This window comes from Streptomyces endocoffeicus, assembly GCF_016741935.1.
Classification (GTDB): Bacteria; Actinomycetota; Actinomycetes; order Streptomycetales; family Streptomycetaceae; genus Streptomyces; species Streptomyces endocoffeicus.
The window spans coordinates 174,936-193,502 of sequence record NZ_JAERRG010000010.1 but is presented as its reverse complement, the minus strand read 5'-3'; the positions used below and the strand labels follow the sequence as shown (position 1 = coordinate 193,502).

General features: G+C 70.3%; 14 protein-coding genes. 5 read left to right on the top strand and 9 right to left on the bottom strand.

The window, feature by feature from the left end; genetic code table 11:
- Positions 1-10: 10 nt before the first annotated feature.
- Positions 11-961 (bottom strand): heme o synthase, encoded by a 951-nt coding sequence (locus tag JK364_RS25195; protein WP_201853485.1) that lies wholly within the window; start codon positions 959-961, stop codon positions 11-13.
- A 383-nt stretch (positions 962-1,344) separates the two neighbouring features.
- Between JK364_RS25195 and tkt the strand changes: the two genes are divergently transcribed.
- From tkt to pgl, 5 genes are read left to right on the top strand one after another with little or no spacing between them, the layout of a single operon-like run.
- Complete coding sequence (gene tkt, locus JK364_RS25190) at positions 1,345-3,423, top strand: transketolase (protein WP_201853483.1); 2,079 nt, start codon at positions 1,345-1,347, stop codon at positions 3,421-3,423.
- A gap of 44 nt (positions 3,424-3,467) precedes the next feature.
- On the top strand, positions 3,468-4,586 hold the full coding sequence (tal, locus tag JK364_RS25185; RefSeq protein ID WP_201853481.1) for a transaldolase: 1,119 nt from the start codon (positions 3,468-3,470) through the stop codon (positions 4,584-4,586).
- A gap of 4 nt (positions 4,587-4,590) precedes the next feature.
- A complete protein-coding gene (zwf, locus tag JK364_RS25180) occupies positions 4,591-6,114 on the top strand; it encodes a glucose-6-phosphate dehydrogenase (protein WP_201853479.1) in 1,524 nt (507 codons plus the stop codon).
- Positions 6,111-7,292, top strand: coding sequence for a glucose-6-phosphate dehydrogenase assembly protein OpcA (gene opcA, locus JK364_RS25175; RefSeq protein WP_201853477.1), 1,182 nt, complete (start codon positions 6,111-6,113; stop codon positions 7,290-7,292). The genes zwf and opcA overlap by 4 nt, the downstream gene beginning before the upstream one ends.
- Positions 7,289-8,071 (top strand): 6-phosphogluconolactonase, encoded by a 783-nt coding sequence (gene pgl, locus JK364_RS25170; protein ID WP_201853476.1) that lies wholly within the window; start codon positions 7,289-7,291, stop codon positions 8,069-8,071. Before opcA ends, pgl begins: the two co-directional genes overlap by 4 nt.
- A gap of 76 nt (positions 8,072-8,147) precedes the next feature.
- Here the strand turns inward: pgl and pgi are convergent, their stop codons facing one another.
- The 8 genes from pgi to JK364_RS25130 all read right to left on the bottom strand — a co-directional run bounded on the left by pgi (position 8,148) and on the right by JK364_RS25130 (position 18,380).
- Positions 8,148-9,800: a glucose-6-phosphate isomerase gene (pgi, locus tag JK364_RS25165; RefSeq protein WP_201853685.1), complete on the bottom strand. Its 1,653-nt coding sequence runs from the start codon at positions 9,798-9,800 to the stop codon at positions 8,148-8,150.
- A 51-nt stretch (positions 9,801-9,851) separates the two neighbouring features.
- A complete protein-coding gene (locus JK364_RS25160; RefSeq protein ID WP_201853468.1) occupies positions 9,852-11,090 on the bottom strand; it encodes an MFS transporter in 1,239 nt (412 codons plus the stop codon).
- A 160-nt stretch (positions 11,091-11,250) separates the two neighbouring features.
- The gene (locus JK364_RS25155) at positions 11,251-11,586 is read right to left on the bottom strand and encodes an RNA polymerase-binding protein RbpA (protein ID WP_009718803.1); all 336 of its coding nucleotides are present in this window, start codon (positions 11,584-11,586) and stop codon (positions 11,251-11,253) included.
- Positions 11,587-11,805: 219 nt separating this feature from the next.
- Positions 11,806-12,033, bottom strand: coding sequence for a preprotein translocase subunit SecG (gene secG, locus JK364_RS25150; RefSeq protein ID WP_014059875.1), 228 nt, complete (start codon positions 12,031-12,033; stop codon positions 11,806-11,808).
- A 113-nt stretch (positions 12,034-12,146) separates the two neighbouring features.
- Positions 12,147-12,923 carry a triose-phosphate isomerase gene (gene tpiA / locus JK364_RS25145; protein WP_201853466.1) on the bottom strand — a complete coding sequence of 259 codons (777 nt, stop codon included), beginning with the start codon at positions 12,921-12,923 and terminating at the stop codon, positions 12,147-12,149.
- A 5-nt stretch (positions 12,924-12,928) separates the two neighbouring features.
- Positions 12,929-14,131, bottom strand: coding sequence for a phosphoglycerate kinase (locus JK364_RS25140; protein WP_201853465.1), 1,203 nt, complete (start codon positions 14,129-14,131; stop codon positions 12,929-12,931).
- Between the two features lie 83 nt (positions 14,132-14,214).
- Positions 14,215-15,219 carry a type I glyceraldehyde-3-phosphate dehydrogenase gene (gene gap, locus JK364_RS25135; RefSeq protein WP_037949670.1) on the bottom strand — a complete coding sequence of 335 codons (1,005 nt, stop codon included), beginning with the start codon at positions 15,217-15,219 and terminating at the stop codon, positions 14,215-14,217.
- 176 nt (positions 15,220-15,395) lie between these two features.
- Positions 15,396-18,380, bottom strand: a complete 2,985-nt coding sequence (locus JK364_RS25130; protein ID WP_201853463.1) for a M14 family metallopeptidase — start codon at positions 18,378-18,380, stop codon at positions 15,396-15,398.
- Between the last annotated feature and the right edge of the window lie 187 nt (positions 18,381-18,567).

The following is an 18,567-nucleotide window of genomic DNA, read 5'->3' as shown; positions in this document are numbered from 1 at the left end:
CCGCCGGTAATCACCGCAGGAAAGGGTCCACGGCCACGGCGACGAACAGCAGCGACACATAGGTGATCGACCAGTGGAACAGCCGCATCTCCTTGAGCTTCGCGCCCGTGACCCCGGCCCGGGCGCGCGCCTGGAGACCGTGCGCCTCCTTGAGCCAGAACCCGCCCAGCACGGCCGCGACCGCCGGGTAGAACCAGCCGGTGTAGCCCAGCGGCCACAGCAGCAGCGAGACGCCGACCATGGCCCAGCTGTAGAGGACGATCTGGCGCGCGACCGCCTTGTTGCCCGCGATCACCGGCAGCATCGGCACGCTGGCCCGCTCGTAGTCGTCCTTGACCTTCATCGACAGCGGCCAGTAGTGCGGCGGCGTCCAGAAGAAGATGACGAGGAAGAGGATGACGGCGGCCCAGGAGACCTCGTTGGTCACCGAGGACCAGCCGATGAGCACGGGCATGCAGCCCGCGATGCCGCCCCAGACGATGTTCTGCGAAGTGCGGCGCTTGAGCAACATCGTGTAGACGACGACGTAGAAGGCCAGCGCACCGAGCGACAGCATCGCGGACAGCGGGTTGACCAGCACCCAGAACCAGGCCGTCGACCCCGCCGCGAGCGCGAAGGCGAAAACGAGGCATTCGCGCGGCGAGACCATGCCGGTCACGAGCGGGCGCTGCGCGGTGCGCTCCATCAGCGCGTCGATGTCCCGGTCGTAATACATGTTGAACGCGGCGGCGCCGCCGGCCGACAGATAGCCGCCGACGCAGGTGGCGACCACCAGCCACAGATCCGGGACGCCCTGGGCGGCCAGGAACATGACCGGCACCGTCGTCATCAGCAGCAATTCGATGACGCGCGGCTTCGTCAGCGCCACGAACGCCATGACACGGGCCCCGAACGGCCGGTGACCGGAGCTCGTTTCGCTCGTCTCGAGCACCCCCGCAGGACGGGATTCGACGGCCGTCACGCACACCCCTGGTGGAAGCAAGAACCAGCAAGCACCGGACATGAAGAGCCGGTAAAGACTTGCGCGTACCACGCCACTCTAGACGTAGCGGATACGCCGCCCGCCGCCGGGGTCCCTCGTGTTGTAGGGGCGCGGCAAGGCGCCCGTAAGGCGGCCACACCCGGGGGACGGCGGGCCCGGCCGGGCCCGGAACGGCGCCTTCCGTAGGGCTCGGGACGCCCTTCGGACGGGCCCCGGAGGGAATGCGGCAACCTCGGAATTCGTTCCTTATCCCGTTGGGTGGAACTCGAAAAGATGACCGTTGTTCCAGGGGTAGGCTCGACATCGCCGGTGTACATACGGTCACCGGATTTCGACATTGTGGAGAGGAGCCCTGACTCAGGGTGAGCACAAAGCCGACTACCACAGACCTCGAGTGGACCGATCTGGACCAGCGAGCCGTCGACACGGCCCGAGTCCTGGCCATGGACTCCGTACAGAAGGTCGGTAACGGCCACCCTGGCACGGCCATGAGCCTCGCGCCCGCCGCGTACCTGCTCTTCCAGAAGCTGATGCGGCACGACCCCTCCGACGCGGGCTGGGCGGGCCGGGACCGCTTCGTCCTCTCCCCCGGGCACACCAGCCTGACCCTCTACGTCCAGCTGTACCTGGCGGGCTTCGGTCTTGAGCTCGACGATCTGCGGTCGTTCCGCACCTGGGGCAGCAAGACCCCGGGCCACCCCGAGTTCGGCCACACCACCGGTGTCGAGACCACCACCGGCCCGCTGGGCCAGGGCATCGCCAACGCGGTGGGCATGGCGATGGCAGCCCGCTATGAGCGTGGCCTGTTCGACCCGGAGGCGCCCGAGGGCGCCTCTCCGTTCGACCACACCATCTGGGCGATCGTCTCCGACGGCGACCTGGAGGAGGGCATCTCCGCCGAGGCGTCCTCGCTGGCCGGCCACCAGAAGCTGGGCAGCATCGTCGCCCTGTACGACGACAACCACATCTCGATCGAGGGCGACACCGCGACCGCGCTCTCCGAGGACGTGCTGAAGCGCTACGAGGCGTACGGCTGGCACGTCCAGCGCATCGAGCAGTCCGAGAGCGGCGACTTCGACATCCACGCGCTGCACGCGGCGCTCAAGGCGGCGCAGGCCGAGACCGAGCGCCCCTCGATCATCGCGGCCCGTACGATCATCGCCTGGCCCGCCCCGAACGCGCAGAACACCGAGGCGTCCCACGGCTCGGCGCTCGGCGCCGACGAGGTCGCCGCCACCAAGCGCGTCCTCGGCTTCGACCCCGAGCAGCACTTCGCGGTCGACACGGACGTCATCAACCACACCCGCGCCCTGGTCGAGCGCGGCCGCGAGGCCCACGCCGCCTGGGACAAGAAGCTCCAGGAGTGGCGGAACGCCAACTCCGAGCGGGCCACCCTGTTCGACCGGATCACCGCGGGCGAGCTGCCCGAGGGCTGGGAGAGCGCACTGCCGGTCTTCGAGCCGGGCAAGGACGTCGCCACCCGTAAGGCGTCCGGCCAGGTGCTCAAGGCGCTCGGCGGGGTGCTCCCCGAGCTGTGGGGCGGCTCCGCCGACCTCGCGGGCTCCAACAACACCACGATCGACGCGTCCTCGTCCTTCCTCCCGAAAGGCAACCCGCTGCCGGAGGCCGACCCGTACGGCCGCACGATCCACTTCGGCATCCGCGAGCACGCCATGGGCTCGACCATGAACGGCATCGCCCTGCACGGCAACACCCGTGTCTACGGCGGCACCTTCCTGGTCTTCTCCGACTACATGCGCCCGGCCGTCCGGCTCGCCGCGCTGATGAAGCTGCCGGTCACCTACGTGTGGACGCACGACTCCATCGGCCTCGGCGAGGACGGCCCGACCCACCAGCCGGTGGAGCACCTGTCCGTGCTGCGCGCCATCCCGGGCCTGAACGTGGTCCGCCCGGCCGACGCCAACGAGACGGCCATCGCCTGGCGGGAGATCACCCGCCGCCACACCGCGAACCCGGCTCCGCACGGCCTGGCCCTGACCCGGCAGAACGTGCCGACCTACGAGGCCGACGAGAACGCCGCCAAGGGCGGCTACGTCCTCTTCGAGGCCGAGGGCGGTCAGCCGCGGGTCATCCTCATCGGCACCGGTTCCGAGGTGCAGCTCGCCGTGGAGGCGCGCGAGCAGCTCCAGGCCGCCGGGATTCCCACCCGCGTGGTGTCAATGCCCTCGGTCGAGTGGTTCGAGGAGCAGGACAAGGGGTACCGGGAGACAGTGCTGCCGCCGTCCGTCAAGGCTCGGGTGGCCGTCGAGGCGGGTATCGGCCTGACCTGGTACCGCTACGTCGGCGAGGCCGGCCGCATCGTCTCGCTGGAGCACTTCGGCGCCTCGGCCGACTACAAGGTGCTCTTCCGGGAGTTCGGCCTCACCGCCGAGGCCGTGGTCACCGCCGCCCGCGAGTCCCTCGCCGACGCCGGGCGCTGACCTCCACAGACGACGTAAGTGCGACGAGTAGGAGAACACACCCCATGACAGACGCACTCAAGCGGCTGGCCGACGAAGGCGTCGCGATCTGGCTCGACGACCTCTCCCGCAAGAGGATCACCTCCGGCAATCTGGCCGAGCTGATCGACCAGCAGCATGTCGTAGGCGTCACCACCAACCCGTCGATCTTCCAGAAGGCGATCTCCGGCGGCGACGGCTACCAGCAGCAGGTGGCCGACCTCGCGGTCCGCGGGGTCACCGTCGAGGAAGCCGTCCGCATGATCACCACGGCGGACGTCCGCGACGCGGCCGACATCCTCCGGCCGGTGTACGACGCGACGGGCGGCCAGGACGGCCGGGTCTCCATCGAGGTGGACCCGCGCCTGGCCCACAACACGGCCGCCACCATCGCCGAGGCCAAGCAGCTGGCCTGGCTGGTGGACCGGCCCAACACCTTCATCAAGATCCCGGCGACCGAGGCGGGGCTGCCCGCGATCACCGAGGTGATCGGCCTGGGCATCAGCGTCAATGTCACGCTGATCTTCTCCCTGGAGCGGTACCGCGCGGTCATGGACGCCTTCCTGGCCGGTCTGGAGAAGGCCAAGGCCGCGGGCCTCGACCTGCAGAAGATCCACTCGGTGGCGTCCTTCTTCGTCTCCCGCGTGGACACCGAGATCGACAAGCGCATCGACAAGCTCGGCACCGATGAGGCCAAGGCGCTGCGCGGCAAGGCCGCCGTCGCCAACGCCCGCCTCGCGTACCAGGCGTACGAGGAGGTCTTCAGCTCCGACCGCTGGGCCGTCCTGGACCGGGCGAACGCCAACAAGCAGCGTCCGCTGTGGGCCTCGACCGGTGTCAAGGACCCGGCGTACAAGGACACCATGTACGTCGTGGACCTGGTCGCCCCCGGCACCGTCAACACCATGCCGGAGGCCACCCTGGAGGCGGTCGCCGACCACGGCGAGATCAGCGGTGACGCCGTGCGCGGCACGTACGAGCAGGCCAAGGCCGACCTCGACGCGCTGGCCGGGATCGGGATCTCCTACGACGACGTCGTCCAGGTGCTGGAGGACGAGGGCGTCGAGAAGTTCGAGTCCTCCTGGAACGACCTGCTGAAGTCCACCGAGGCGGAGCTCAAGCGCCTCGCACCCTCGGAGGCGTGAAGACGTGAGCAGCAGCAATCCGCTGCGTGACCCACGAGACCGACGGCTCCCGCGCATCGCGGGGCCGTCCGGCCTCGTGATCTTCGGCGTCACGGGCGACCTGTCCCGTAAGAAGCTGATGCCGGCCATCTACGACCTGGCCAACCGCGGGCTGCTGCCCCCGGGCTTCTCGCTCGTCGGCTTCGCCCGCCGCGACTGGGAGAACGAGGACTTCGCCCAGGTCGTGCACGACGCGGTCAAGGAGCACGCGCGGACCCCGTTCCGCGAGGAGGTCTGGCAGCAGCTGGCCGAGGGGTTCCGCTTTGTCCCCGGCGTGTTCGACGACGACGAGGCGTTCGTCCGGCTGCGGGCGACCATAGAGGAACTCGACAAGGCACGCGGCACCGGCGGCAACTTCGCCTTCTATCTGTCGGTCCCGCCGAAGTTCTTCCCCAGCGTCGTCCAGCAGCTCAAGAAGCACGGGCTGTCGCACGGGCAGGGCGACTCCTGGCGGCGCGCGGTCATCGAGAAGCCCTTCGGCCACGACCTGAAGAGCGCCCAGGATCTCAACCAGGTCGTCCACGAGGTCTTCCGGCCCAGTGACGTCTTCCGGATCGACCACTACCTGGGCAAGGAGACGGTCCAGAACATCCTGGCGCTGCGCTTCGCCAACACGATGTTCGAGCCGATCTGGAACCGGTCGTACGTCGACCACGTACAGATCACCATGGCCGAGGACATCGGCATCGGCGGGCGCGCGGGCTACTACGACGGCATCGGCGCGGCCCGCGACGTCATCCAGAACCACCTGCTGCAGCTGCTCGCGCTGACCGCCATGGAGGAGCCCGCCTCCTTCGACGCGTCCTCCCTGGTCACCGAGAAGCTGAAGGCGCTCAGGGCGGTCAAGCTGCCCAAGGATCTGGGCAAGCACACGGTGCGCGCCCAGTACGCCCCCGGCTGGCAGGGCGGCGAGGAGGTGCACGGCTACCTCGAGGAGGAGGGCATCGACCCCCACTCGAAGACCGACACCTACGCCGCGATCAAGCTGGAGATCGACAACCGCCGCTGGGCGGGTGTCCCCTTCTACCTGCGCACCGGCAAGCGGCTGGGGCGGCGGGTCACCGAGATCGCGGTGGTCTTCCAGCGCGCCCCGCACTCCCCCTTCGATACCACCGACACCCAGGAGCTCGGGCAGAACGCCCTGGTCATCCGGGTGCAGCCGGACGAGGGCGTCACCATCCGGTTCGGCTCCAAGGTGCCCGGCACCTCCATGGAGATCCGGGACGTGACGATGGACTTCCAGTACGGCGAGTCCTTCACCGAGTCCAGCCCCGAGGCGTACGAGCGGCTGCTGCTGGACGTCCTGCTCGGCGAGGCGAACCTCTTCCCCCGCCATGAGGAGGTCGAGCAGTCCTGGCGGATCCTGGACCCGATCGAGGAGTACTGGGACCAGCACGGCAGGCCCGAGCAGTACACCTCCGGGACCTGGGGGCCGAAGGCCGCGGACGAGATGCTCGCACGAGACGGACGGAGCTGGCGGCGGCCATGAACATCGATCTCACGGACACCACGTCCAGCCGGATCAACTCCGCCCTGGTCCAGGCACGCCGGGCCACCGGCACCCCGGCCGTGGGCATGGTGCTCACCCTCGTCATCGTCACCGACGAGGGCAACCACTACGACGCGCTGCGGGCGGCGAGCGAGGCGTCCAAGGAGCACCCCTCGCGCACCCTGGTCGTCATCAAGCGGCCGGGCCGGTCGCCGCGCGACCGCAAGATGGCCCGGATGGACGCCGAGGTGCGGGTCGGCGGCGAGACCGGCACCGGCGAGACGGTGCTGCTGCGGCTGCACGGCGAACTCGCCAACCACGCCTACTCGGTGGTCCTGCCGCTGCTGCTGCCGGACGCCCCGGTGGTGGTGTGGTGGCCGGAGGACGCCCCCGAGCACCCCGCCGAGGACCTGCTCGGGAAGCTGGCCCAGCGCCGGATCACCGACGCCCAGGCCACCGAGGACCCGGTGGCGTCCCTGGGGCTGCGGGCCGCGACCTACACCCCGGGCGACACCGATCTGGCGTGGACCCGGATCACCCCGTGGCGCAGCGTCCTGGCCGCGGCCCTGGACCAGCGGCACTCCCCGATCACCTCCGCGGTCGTCGAGGGCGAGGCGTACAACCCGAGCAGCGAGCTGCTCGCGCTGTGGCTCGCCCAGTGTCTTGGGGTGCCGGTGGACCGGCAGGTCTCGGAGGGCCCCGGGCTGACCGCGGTGCGGCTGGAGACGGCCGACGGCGTGATCTGCCTGGACCGGGCGAACGGCTCGCTGGCCGAGCTGGCGATGCCGGGCCAGCCCGACCGGCATGTGGCGCTGCAGCGGCGTGAGATGTCGGAGCTGATCGCCGAGGAGCTGCGCCGGCTGGACCCCGACGAGAGCTACGAGTCGTCGGTGAAGTTCGGCGTGAGCAAGCTGGGCAAGGGCGGCGTGGGGACGCTGGAGCGGGACGCCAAGGCCGCCCCGGCCACCCAGGTGGTGCCGCCCGGCGCGGACCTGCCGCCGCTGCCGACCCGGGACCCGGAGACGCCGTCGGAGCACGCTCCGGGCTCGCCGAAGAACCCGCCGCAGGCACCGGCACAGCCGCCGGTTCCCAAGCCCCACCCCCCGAAGTCCCAGGAGCAGAAGTCCCAGGAGCAGAAGTCCCAGGAGCAGAAGGCGGACGGGAAGGCGGACAAATGACCGCACCACAGGTGGTCGTCCACCGCGACAAGGAGCTGATGGCCCAGGCCGCGGCGGCCCGGCTGATCACGAAGATCGTGGACGCCCAGGCCGCCCGTGGCTCGGCCTCGGTCGTCCTGACCGGCGGGCGCAACGGCAACGGCCTGCTGGCCGCGCTCGGCGCCTCCCCGGCGCGCGACGCGGTCGACTGGTCGCGGCTGGACCTGTGGTGGGGCGATGAGCGATTCCTGCCCGACGGCCACGCGGACCGCAATGTCACCCAGGCCCGCGAGGCGCTGCTGGACGCGGTGGAGCTGGACCCGGCGCGGGTGCACGCGATGCCCGCGTCCGACGGGCCCCACGGCGGCGATGTGGACGCGGCCGCCGAGGTGTACGCGGCCGAGCTGGGCCGGGCCGCGCGGCCGGAGAACCACGGCGCGGTGCCGTCGTTCGACGTGCTGCTGCTCGGCGTCGGCCCGGACACCCATGTGGCCTCGCTCTTCCCCGAGCTGCCCGCCGTCCGGGAGACCGAGCGGATGGTGGTCGGGGTGCGCGGCGCGCCCAAGCCGCCGCCGGTGCGGATCTCGCTGACCCTGCCGGCGATCCGCGCGGCACGGGAGGTGTGGCTGCTGGCGGCCGGTGAGGACAAGGCGAAGGCGGTCACGATAGCGCTGTCGGGCGCCGGGGAGCTGCAGGCTCCGGCGGCGGGCGCGCGCGGCCGCCGCCGGACGCTGTGGCTGCTGGACCGGGCCGCGGCGGCGGGGCTGCCGCGCGAACTGTACCCCCCGGCCTCGCCGTAACTCTCGTATCGCACAGAGACGATCCCCCGGGCGCTTCGGGCGCCCGGGGGATCGTCTCTGTATGCGCCCGAGGACTTCAGCGGCCGCGCAGCGAGCGGTAGGTGGCGACCAGGTGCTCGGTGGAGGCGTCCAGACCGGGCACCTCGGCGCCCTCGGTCAGGGCGGGCTCGACGCGCTTGGCGAGCACCTTGCCCAGCTCCACCCCCCACTGGTCGAAGGAGTCGATGTTCCACACCGCGCCCTGGACGAAGACCTTGTGCTCATAGAGGGCGACCAGCTGGCCCAGCACCGACGGGGTCAGCTCGTGGGCGAGGATCGTGGTGGTCGGGCGGTTGCCGTCGAAGGTCTTGTGCGGCACCAGCTCCTCGGGCACTCCCTCGGCGGCGACCTCCTCGGCGGTCTTGCCGAAGGCCAGCGCCTGGCCCTGGGCGAAGAGGTTGGCCATCAGCAGATCGTGGTGGGACTCCAGCCCGGCCGGCAGGTCCTTCACCGGCCGCGCGAAGCCGATCAGATCGGCCGGGACCAGCTTGGTGCCCTGGTGGAGCAGCTGGTAGTAGGCGTGCTGGCCGTTGGTGCCGGGGGTGCCCCAGACGATGGGGCCGGTCTGCCAGCCGACGCGGTTGCCGTCCCGGTCCACATGCTTGCCGTTGGACTCCATGTCCAGCTGCTGCAGATAGTCGGTGAACCGCGACAGATAGTGGCTGTACGGCAGGACGGCATGCGCCTGAGCGCCGTGGAAGTTGTCGTACCAGATGCCCAGCAGGCCCATCAGCAGCGGGACGTTCCGCTCCGGCGGGGCGGTGGAGAAGTGCTCGTCGACCAGGTGGAAACCGGCCAGCATCTCGCGGAAGCGGTCCGGGCCGATGGCGACCATCAGGGAGAGGCCGATGGCCGAGTCGTAGGAGTACCGCCCGCCGACCCAGTCCCAGAACCCGAACATGTTGTCCGTGTCGATGCCGAACTCGGCGACCTTCTCGGCGTTCGTCGACACCGCCACGAAGTGCTTGGCGACGGCCTCCTGACCGGCCCGGAGCCCGGTCAGCAGCCAGTCGCGGGCGGAGACGGCGTTGGTGATGGTCTCGATGGTGGTGAAGGTCTTGGAAGCGACGATGAACAGCGTCTCGGCCGGGTCCAGGTCGCGCACCGCCTCGTGCAGATCCGCGCCGTCCACATTGGAGACGAACCGGAACGTCATCGAGCGGTCGCTGTAGGAGCGCAGCGCCTCGTACGCCATCTTCGGGCCCAGATCGGAGCCGCCGATGCCGATGTTGACAACGTTCTTGATCCGCTTGCCGGTGTGGCCGGTCCAGTCGCCGGACCTGACGCGGTCGGCGAAGACGGCCATCTTGGCGAGCACGGCGTGCACTTCGCCGACGACGTCCTGCCCGTCCGCCTTGATCTCCGCGGAGTGCGGTGCGCGCAGCGCGATGTGCAGCACCGAGCGGTCCTCGGTGGTGTTGATCCGCTCGCCGCGGAACATGGCGTCGCGCAGCTCGGCCACCTTGGTGGCGCTCGCCAGTTCGCGCAGCAGCCGCAGGGTCTCGTCGGTCACCAGGTGCTTGGAGTAGTCGACGTGGAGATCGCCGACCTGAAGGGTGAGACGGCTCCCGCGCTCCGGGTCGCCCGCGAACAGGTCGCGCAGATGAGCGTCGCCCAGCTCCTTGCGGTGTGCGGCCAGCGCGTGCCACTCCGGCAGCTGGTCCAGCCTGGTGCGGCCTTCCATGTTCATCTCGGACATCAGCCCACTTCTCGTCGGTACCTGGCCCCCGTGGCCACCAACCTAATTGATGACGGACCGCATTCCCGGAACGAGGGCCGCCACCCCGCAGACGAAGAGCGCGGCGGCCCCCAGCGCCGGGGTGTTGAGTCCCCACGCCTGGGCCATCACCCCGCCCAGCAGCGCGCCGAGCGGGGCGCCCGCGGTCGACAGGGTGCGGAACGCGGAGCTCACCCGCCCGAGGGCCCCGTCGGGGCTGCGCTGCTGCATCATCGTCACCTCGGTGACGTTCCAGACGATCCCCGCGAAGCCGAAGAGGCCCATGGCGGCGACCGCGACCGGCAGGCTCCGTATCGCCCCGAGGGCGGCCAGGGCGCCGATCTGCGCGGTGCCGCACACCACGAGGGCACGGGCGCGCCCCAGCTTCTCGGTGAGCCGGGCGGCCACCAGACCCCCGGTCACGCTGCCGATCCCGTAGACGGTGATCACGGCCGCATAGCCGGTGTTCCCGGCGTCCAGCCAGCCGGTGATGTGCAGTACCAGGGTGGCGATGAGCGCGCCGATGCCGATGTTGCACAGCGTGGTGGAGGCGCACAGCGCCCGCAGCGTGCGATCCCGCCACAGCACGGCCAGGCCCTCGGCGATATCGCGCCGCAGCGACCCGCCCGGCGGGCGCGGGGCCCGCTCGGGGGGTGCCGCCCCCAGTGAGGCGACCAGCGCGGCGGCGGCGAGATAGGTGACCGCGTCCGCCACGTACGGCATCGCGGCGCCGAGGCCGAGCAGCACCGGCACCAGCGGGGCGCCCACGAACCGGCCCATGACCTCCTGCCCGGTCATCAGCCGGGCGTTGGCCCGGCCCAGCGCCCGCTCCCCCACCACGGACGGCAGCAGCGCCGTGGCGGCGTTGTCGAACAGGGTCTGGAGCGTGGTGAGGGCGAAGGCGAGGGCGAGCAGCAGCCCGATGGTGGCCCGGTCCAGCCACACCGCGACGGCGAACCCCGCCATCAGGACGGCCCGCGCGCCGTCCACCGCCCACATCGCCCGCCGCTGGTCCACCCGGTCCGCGACCGCCCCGCCGATCAGCCCGAACAGCAGCCAGGGCAGGAAGCCGCAGGCGGTCACCAGCGAGACCAGCACCGGCGAATCGGTCAGCGAGACGGCCAGCAGCGGCAGCGCCGCACCCCGCAGCGCGTCCCCGAACCGGGAGACGACCGCGGCCGCCCACAGCCGCCCGAACCCCCCGCGCCACGCGGGCCCCGCCGGTTTCCCGGCACCCACCTCACCGGCGTCCACCGCGGCCATGACGATCCCCCCTCCGCCCGATGCGCCGGCCCCCGCCCGGCGGGACGGCTCCCCCCGGTGATCCAGCACCCCATGACCGTAGCCCGCACCACTGACAACGGCCCGGCCGCGCACCCCTCGAAGGAGGTGCCCGGCCGGGCCGTCGTACCGCGTTGTGTGTCTAGATCTCGCCCCGGAGCTTGGCGAGTGCCTCGGCGAGGATCGCCTCGCCGTCGGCGTCGCTGCGCCGCTCCCGTACGTACGCCAGGTGCGTCTTGTACGGCTCGGTGCGCGGCGGGTCCGGCGGGTTGTCCCGGTCCTTGCCGGCCGGGAAGCCGCAGCGGGGGCAGTCCCACGTGTCAGGGATCTGCGCGTCGCTGGCGAAGCTCGGCACGGTCTCATGCCCGTTCGAGCACCAGAAGGAGATGCGCAGGCGCGGCGCCGATTCGCCTCGCTCGGCTTCTCCCATCGGCCCCGCCCCGACCCGACTTCCACGGATCGCGTTGCCACTTGCCACGGTCGTAACTCCCTGCGTGATGGTGCCGCGAAGCCTCGATTGTCAGCTTCGCCGCCCGGCGCCCCAGTCTACGTAAGGCCCAACGCGCGTCCAGTGAGAGGAGTTACACCCGTCACGGAGGACGCCATGCCATCATAGGCCGCATATGGGCCCCGCTGACGACGGTACGTCAGTTATCGGGCGTCAGCCGGGCCCCGGACGGGCCCCGCCGGCGGACCCTCAGTCGAGCTTCATCAGCAGCCCGAGCACGACGATGCAGACGAACCACAGCAGCCCGACCACCACGGTGATGCGGTCCAGGTTGCGCTCGGCGACCGAGGAGCCGCCCACCGAGGACTGCATGCCGCCACCGAACATGTCGGACAGGCCGCCGCCCTTCCCCTTGTGCATGAGCACCAACATCATCAACAGCAGGCTGAAGATGATGAGGGCGATCGAGAACCCCATGATCACAGCTGGACCAACCTTCTCGGGCTTGTACGGACGTCGGGGGCCGGACGGTGCGATTTCCGCCGCCTCGACCCCCGACAGGGTACGACGACGCGCGTGCTAGGGCCTACTCACTGGTCGCGGAAACGAACGATCTTGACGAATTCGTCCGCGTCCAGCGACGCGCCGCCGATCAGGGCGCCGTCCACATCCGGCTTGGCCATGATCGCGGCGACGTTCCCGGACTTCACCGAGCCGCCGTACTGGATCCTGACCTTGTCGGCGACCTCCTGGCCGTAGAGCTCGGCGAGCCGGCCGCGGATGGCCCCGCAGACCTCCTGGGCGTCCTCGGGGGTCGCGACCTCGCCGGTGCCGATCGCCCAGACCGGCTCGTAGGCGATCACGATGGTCTCGGCCTGCTCGGCCGGGACGTCCCTCAGGCCCCCGTCCACCTGGGCGAGGGTGTGCGCGACCTGGTTGCCCGCCTTACGGACGTCGAGGCCCTCGCCGACGCACAGGATCGGGGTGAGGTCGTTACGGAAGGCCGCCTTGACCTTGGCGTTGCACAGCTCGTCGGTCTCGTCGTGGTACTGGCGCCGCTCCGAGTGCCCGACGACGGCGTAGGCGCACCTGAGCTTGGCCAGCATCGGGCCGGAGATCTCGCCGGTGTAGGCGCCGGAGTCATGCGCCGAGATGTCCTGGGCGCCATACTTGATCTTCAGCTTGTCGCCGTCGACCAGGGTCTGCACGGACCGCAGATCGGTGAAGGGCGGCAGCACCGCGACCTCCACGGCCTCGTAGTCCTTGTCGGCGAGCCCGAAGGCGAGCTTCTGGACATGGGCGATGGCCTCGAGGTGGTTGAGGTTCATCTTCCAGTTGCCCGCCATCAGCGGCATACGGTCACTCACGGTGTTCAGTCCTCCAGTGCGGCGAGGCCGGGGAGCGTCTTGCCCTCGAGGAATTCGAGGCTCGCTCCACCGCCGGTCGAGATGTGGCCGAAAGCGTTCTCGTCGAAGCCCAGGATGCGCACGGCCGCAGCGGAGTCGCCGCCGCCGACCACGGTGAAGGCCGGGCTGTCCAGGAGCGCCTGGGCCACGGCCCGGGTGCCCTCGGCGTAGTCGGGGTGCTCGAAGACGCCCATGGGGCCGTTCCAGAAGACGGTGGCCGCGTCGGCCAGCTTCGAGGCGTAGAGCTTGCGGGTCTCCGGGCCGACGTCCAGGCCCATGAGGTCGGCCGGGATCGCGTCCGCGGCGACGAGCCGCGGGTTCGCGGGGGCCTTGGTCTTCAGGTCCGGGAATTCGGACGCGGCCGTGACATCGACCGGGAGCACGAACTCCACACCGCGCTCCTCGGCCCGGCGCAGATAGTCCTGGACCGCCGGGACCTGGCCCTCCTGCAGCAGCGAGCCGCCGACCTCGTGGCCCTGGGCCTTGAGGAAGGTGTAGGCCATGCCGCCGCCGATCAGGATGCGGTCGGCCTTCTCCAGGAGGTGGTCGATCACGCCGAGCTTGTCGGAGACCTTGGCGCCGCCGAGGACCACCGCGTAGGGCCGCTTGACGTCCTCGGTGAGCTTCTTCAGCACCGAGAGCTCGGCGGCGATCAGATCGCCCGCGGCGTGCGGCAGCCGCGCCGGGAGGTCGTACACCGAGGCGTGCTTGCGGTGGACCGCGCCGAAGCCGTCGCCCACGTAGAGGTCGGCGAGGGCGGCGAGCCGGTCGGCGAAGGCGCCGCGCTCGGCGTCGTCCTTACTGGTCTCACCGGCGTTGAAACGCAGGTTCTCCAGCAGTGCGACCTCGCCGTCGCCGAGCCCCGCCACGGTGGCCCGGGCGCTGTCGTCCACGGTGTCGGTCGCGAAGGCGACCTGCTTGCCGAGGAGTTCGCCGAGCCGCCGGGCGACCGGGGCGAGCGAGTACTGGGGGTCCGGGGCGCCCTTGGGGCGGCCCAGGTGCGAGGCGACGATCACCTTGGCGCCCCGGTCCAGGAGCTTGGTGATCGTCGGGACGGCGGCGCGGATCCGGCCGTCGTCGGTGATCGTCTCGCCGTCGAGCGGGACGTTCAGATCGGCGCGGACGAAGACCCGCTGCCCGGCGACCTGAAGATCGTCAATCGTCTTCACAGGGATGACTCCTTGATCATGGATCGGGGCCCGTTACGACGGCGTCGTAGCGGGCCCCGTTTCCTAGCTCATCGGGACAGCGGTCAGAGCCGGCCGCCGACGAAGACCGTCAGGTCGACGAGGCGGTTGGAGTAGCCCCACTCGTTGTCGTACCAGCCGACGACCTTGACCTGCTTGCCCTGGACCATGGTCAGGGAGGAGTCGAAGGTGCAGGACGCGGGCCAGTTGACGATGTCCGAGGAGACGATCGGGTCCTCGGTGTACTCGAGGATGCCCTTGAGCTGACCCTCGGCGGCCTTCTGGAAGGCGGTGTTGATCTCGTCCTTGGTGACCTCGCGGTCGAGCTCCAGGACGAGGTCGGTGACCGACCCGGTCGGGACCGGGACGCGCATCGCGATGCCGTCCAGCTTGCCCTTGAGCTGCGGGAGGACCAGCGCGGTGGCCTTGGCGGCACCGGTGGAGGTCGGGATGATGTTCTCGGCCGCCGCGCGGGCGCGACGCAGGTCCTTGTGCGGGAAGTCCAGGATGCGCTGGTCGTTGGTGTACGCGTGGACCGTCGTCATCATGCCCTTGACGATGCCGAAGCTCTCGTCGAGGACCTTGGCCATCGGCGCCACACAGTTGGTGGTGCAGGAGGCGTTGGAGATGACGTGGTGGTTCGCCGGGTCGTACTTGTCCTGGTTGACGCCCATCACGATGGTGATGTCCTCGTTCTTCGCGGGCGCGGAGATCAGGACCTTCTTGGCGCCGGCGGCAAGGTGCTTGGCCGCGTCCTCACGCTTGGTGAAGATGCCGGTGGACTCCACCACGATGTCGGCGCCGAGCTCGCCCCACGGAAGGGCGGCCGGGTCGCGCTCGGCCATCGTCTTGAAGGTCTGGTTGCCCACCGTGATGGTGTCCTCGGTGTGGCTGACCTCGTGCTTCAGCCGACCGAGGATGGAGTCGTACTTGAGCAGGTGCACCAGGGTGGCGTTGTCGGTCAGGTCGTTGACACCGACGATCTCGATGTCCGCGCCCTGCTCAAGGAGCGCGCGGAAGTAGTTGCGACCGATGCGGCCGAAGCCATTGATGCCTACGCGGATCGTCACGAACCGATCTCCTCGTTGGTGTGCCGGTCTGGACGCCGGCGAACGTGTAATGGGATGTCCCCGACCGCCTCCGACCCTACCGCTATCACGGGACGTACGTGACATTGGCATCGGCGGCCCATGACCACCGGAAAGTGGTACGGACCGCCGATTCAGTCACGATGTGTCACGCGCTGTCAACGACGCAGCGCACGTAGCGCGTCGCCCACCAGCCGGGCCCTCTGGGCGGCGTCCGGGACGTGCTCCAGGCCGAATCCCAGCAGCACGGTGTCCCGGGTCGTGACGCCCGCGACGGTGTGGAACAGCTCCCGGGAACGGGACCAGTCCCCGGCGTTCGCCGGGCTGCCCTCCGGCGCCCCCCGCACCGACCACGGGCCGAGCGCGGTCTCGAAGCCCTCGGAGTCCTCGGCGGTGCCGCCGACGGTGAGTTCGGTGGCGTCCACGAAGGCGCCCCGGCCGCCGGTGCCCGGGTCGGTGACGTACGAGATGGCCAGCTCGACCTTCTTGCCCGCGTAGCCGCTCAGGTCCAGCGAGACCGGCCGCCATCCCTCGGAGGAGCCCGTCAGGCTGTTCCAGGAGCCCGTGCTGCCCTTCGCGGTGCAGCCGTCGTCGCCGGGGGTCAGGTAGTGCTTGAGGAACGGGTGCAGATTGAGCAGGAAGCCCCCCTCGCACTCGGTGGGCACCTTGGTGGAGGAGCCGCCGCCCGCGTCGGGGAGGGTGGTCCAGTCGTCCTGGCCCGCGGTGCGCGCCTCGATGATCACATGGTCGTAGCCGGGCTCGGTGTCATAGCTGAGCCGGAAGTCCAGGGCCGGTTTGTCGGCGGCGGACACACCGCCGAGGTCCACCGTGCGGGACAGCCGCATCCAGGAGTTGTCACGGTGGCCCGCGGCGGCCATCCAGTCGCCCGCATAAGGCTGGTACGGGGTGCGCGTGTTCGGGTACTCCCCCGCGCCCGCGCTGCTGAACTGGGGGAAGTCCTCGGGCGGCAGCACATCGGAGGTGACGGTGTAGGCGCCCGCGGCGTCCAGGGGGTTGCCGGGTGCGTCGCCGAGGTTCGCGCCGGTGCCCGCGAGCGCGCCGGCGCCCCGGAAGGACGTGGGCGACTTCAGGGTGAGCCGGCTGTCGGCGCCCAGGTAGTACTGGCTGAAGTCGTCGGTGTCGGCCGGTCCCACCTCGGAGCTGCCGCCCGCCCGTTCACCGGTGGTGATCAGCTTGCCGCCCTCGTTGAGGAAGTCGCGCACCGCGAGCAGGGTCGGGCCGCCGGGCCGCTCGGCGCCGGTGTACCAGAGCACGGTCTTGAAGTGGCTCAGCACTCCGAGCGCGGACGGCGCCCCCTGGGTGGCCACATCCCAGACGGCCGCCTTACGGCCGTTGTCGGCCAGTGCCCGGGCGTACGCGGCGGTGTGCCGGGCCGGGGAAGTGCCGCCCTCCTCGGCGATCACCAGCGTGTCGGCGCGGGGCCGCTCGGCGACGGTGAAGGTGAACGGCTCGCTCGCGGTCCGCTTGCCGTTCTCCGTACGGCCGGTGAACCAGACCTCGACCTGCTGTCCGGGGTCCGCGCCCTTGACGGCGGCGCGGTACTGGTCGAAGCGGATGTTGTCCTCGCCGCCGTAGGTCTCGCCGCCCTTCCACGCCTTGAGCGGGGCGGTGCGGGTACGGCCCCCGTCCACCCGGTAGTTGAGCTTCTTGTCGCGAACGCTCTTGCGGACGGTCACCGAGACGTCCTGGTCACCGCCGCGCGCGTACGACGTGCTGAAGGAGTCCGGGGTGAAGTCCCGCGCGCTCATACCGACCGATGACGAGGGCCGGTCGGGGTGTTCGGCGGTCTCGGCGACGGAGAGCGCGAACGGGATGTTCTTGGTGAACTCCTGGGCGATCAGCTTCTCGTCGTCCGGGAAGGTGAAGACGGACGCGCAGTCGCGCGGCTGCCAGGCGTCGTCCGGGTCAACGTTGGAGGCGGTCTGACACGTCGACATCTCCGGGGTGAACATCATCATCCCGTTGACGTTCGCCGCGTGGCCGTCGGCCTCGCCGTTGGTGGTGTACAGCTCGGAGGAGACCTGCGGGTGGTAGCCGGGGATCGCGGAGTGCTCCGGGGTGCCGGCCAGCGACTTGTAGAGGACGTCGTCGGGGGTCGGGGTCGCGACCTGCCAGCCGACGCCGTACAACAGCAGTTCGGCGGCCGAGTGGTAGTTGATGCCGTAGGTGAAGCCGACGCGCTTCTCGAAGGCGTCCAGCGCCCTGGTCTCCGGCTCGGAGGCGGGGGCCGGGCCCCGGTAGGTCTCATCGGCCGGGTCGGCGGACGAACCCTCGTTGTCGTAGCCCCACTTGTAGCGGAAGTTGCGGTTGAGGTCGACGCCGTCGCCCGAGGTGATCTTGCCGTCGCCGTTGTTGTCGCGCAGGTTCTTGCGCCACTGGCGGTTGGCCGGGCTCTGGTGCGTGTAGTCGTAGCCGTCCGGGTTGGCGGACAGCACGAACCACAGCTCCGTACGGTCCACGATCCTGGTGACGCGGTCGTCCTTGCCGTAGTTGTCGAGGTAGTAGTGCATCAGCCGGCGGGTCATCTCCGGCGTGATCCACTCACGGGCGTGCTGATTGGACATGTAGAGCACCGACGGCTTGCTGCCGTCGCGGGTCTTCGCTGCGCCCTTGCTCAGCTTGAGGGCGAGGATGTCCTTGCCCTGGCCGGTCTTGCCGATGCTGACGACCTTGGTGAGGCCGGGGTGCGCCCGGCCGGTCTCGACGATCTCCTGCTTCAGCCCGCCCTCGCCGCTGTAGGGACGGAAGACTCCGTCGCCCGCGGCCTTCAGCCGGTCGCGGCCCTGTGCGGAGACCTTCTTCTCGGTGAGCCGCACGCCCTTGCCGCGCAGCCCGGCGGCCTGCTTGGCGGTGAGGTAGAGCTCGACCGGGCCGGTGCCCTTGTCGGGCACCTGCCGCCCCAGCTCGGTGCCGTCCGCTCCGGCGCGGAGCAGCAGTGGGATCTGATCCTTGGCGACCTGGGCGCTCCATACGGACAGCCCGTCACCGGCGGCGTCCGGCGGCGGTTGCGCGGGGGCCGCGGGTGCCGCGGCCAGTCCCCCCAGGAACAGCGCGGCCAGTGCCACCACCGCGCCGCTCGATCTCACCGTGCGTCTGAATCTCACCGTGCGTCTGAGCTTCATGAGCCCCCCTGGCTGTCGTTCGAAGACACGCGGGTGCGCAGCGCTCCAGACTTGTCACGACACATGGTCATGTCAACAGCGGCGCGCGGAACGGCTGTCACGTGCCCCGGGACGCACCACGTCCCCGGATCGCTCGCGTGATCCGGGGACGTGGGGTGCGGCTCTCGTACGGCTTGTCGGGCCGTCA

Excerpts from the sequence above, each read along its gene's own strand:
- JK364_RS25160 (WP_201853468.1), bottom strand. The coding sequence starts at position 11,090 with ATGGCCGCGGTGGACGCCGGTGAGGTGGGTGCCGGGAAACCGGCGGGG.
- JK364_RS25130 (WP_201853463.1), bottom strand. The coding sequence starts at position 18,380 with ATGAAGCTCAGACGCACGGTGAGATTCAGACGCACGGTGAGATCGAGC.
- opcA (WP_201853477.1), top strand. The coding sequence starts at position 6,111 with ATGAACATCGATCTCACGGACACCACGTCCAGCCGGATCAACTCCGCC.
- pgi (WP_201853685.1), bottom strand. The coding sequence starts at position 9,800 with ATGAACATGGAAGGCCGCACCAGGCTGGACCAGCTGCCGGAGTGGCAC.
- pgl (WP_201853476.1), top strand. The coding sequence starts at position 7,289 with ATGACCGCACCACAGGTGGTCGTCCACCGCGACAAGGAGCTGATGGCC.
- secG (WP_014059875.1), bottom strand. The coding sequence starts at position 12,033 with ATGGGGTTCTCGATCGCCCTCATCATCTTCAGCCTGCTGTTGATGATG.
- tal (WP_201853481.1), top strand. The coding sequence starts at position 3,468 with ATGACAGACGCACTCAAGCGGCTGGCCGACGAAGGCGTCGCGATCTGG.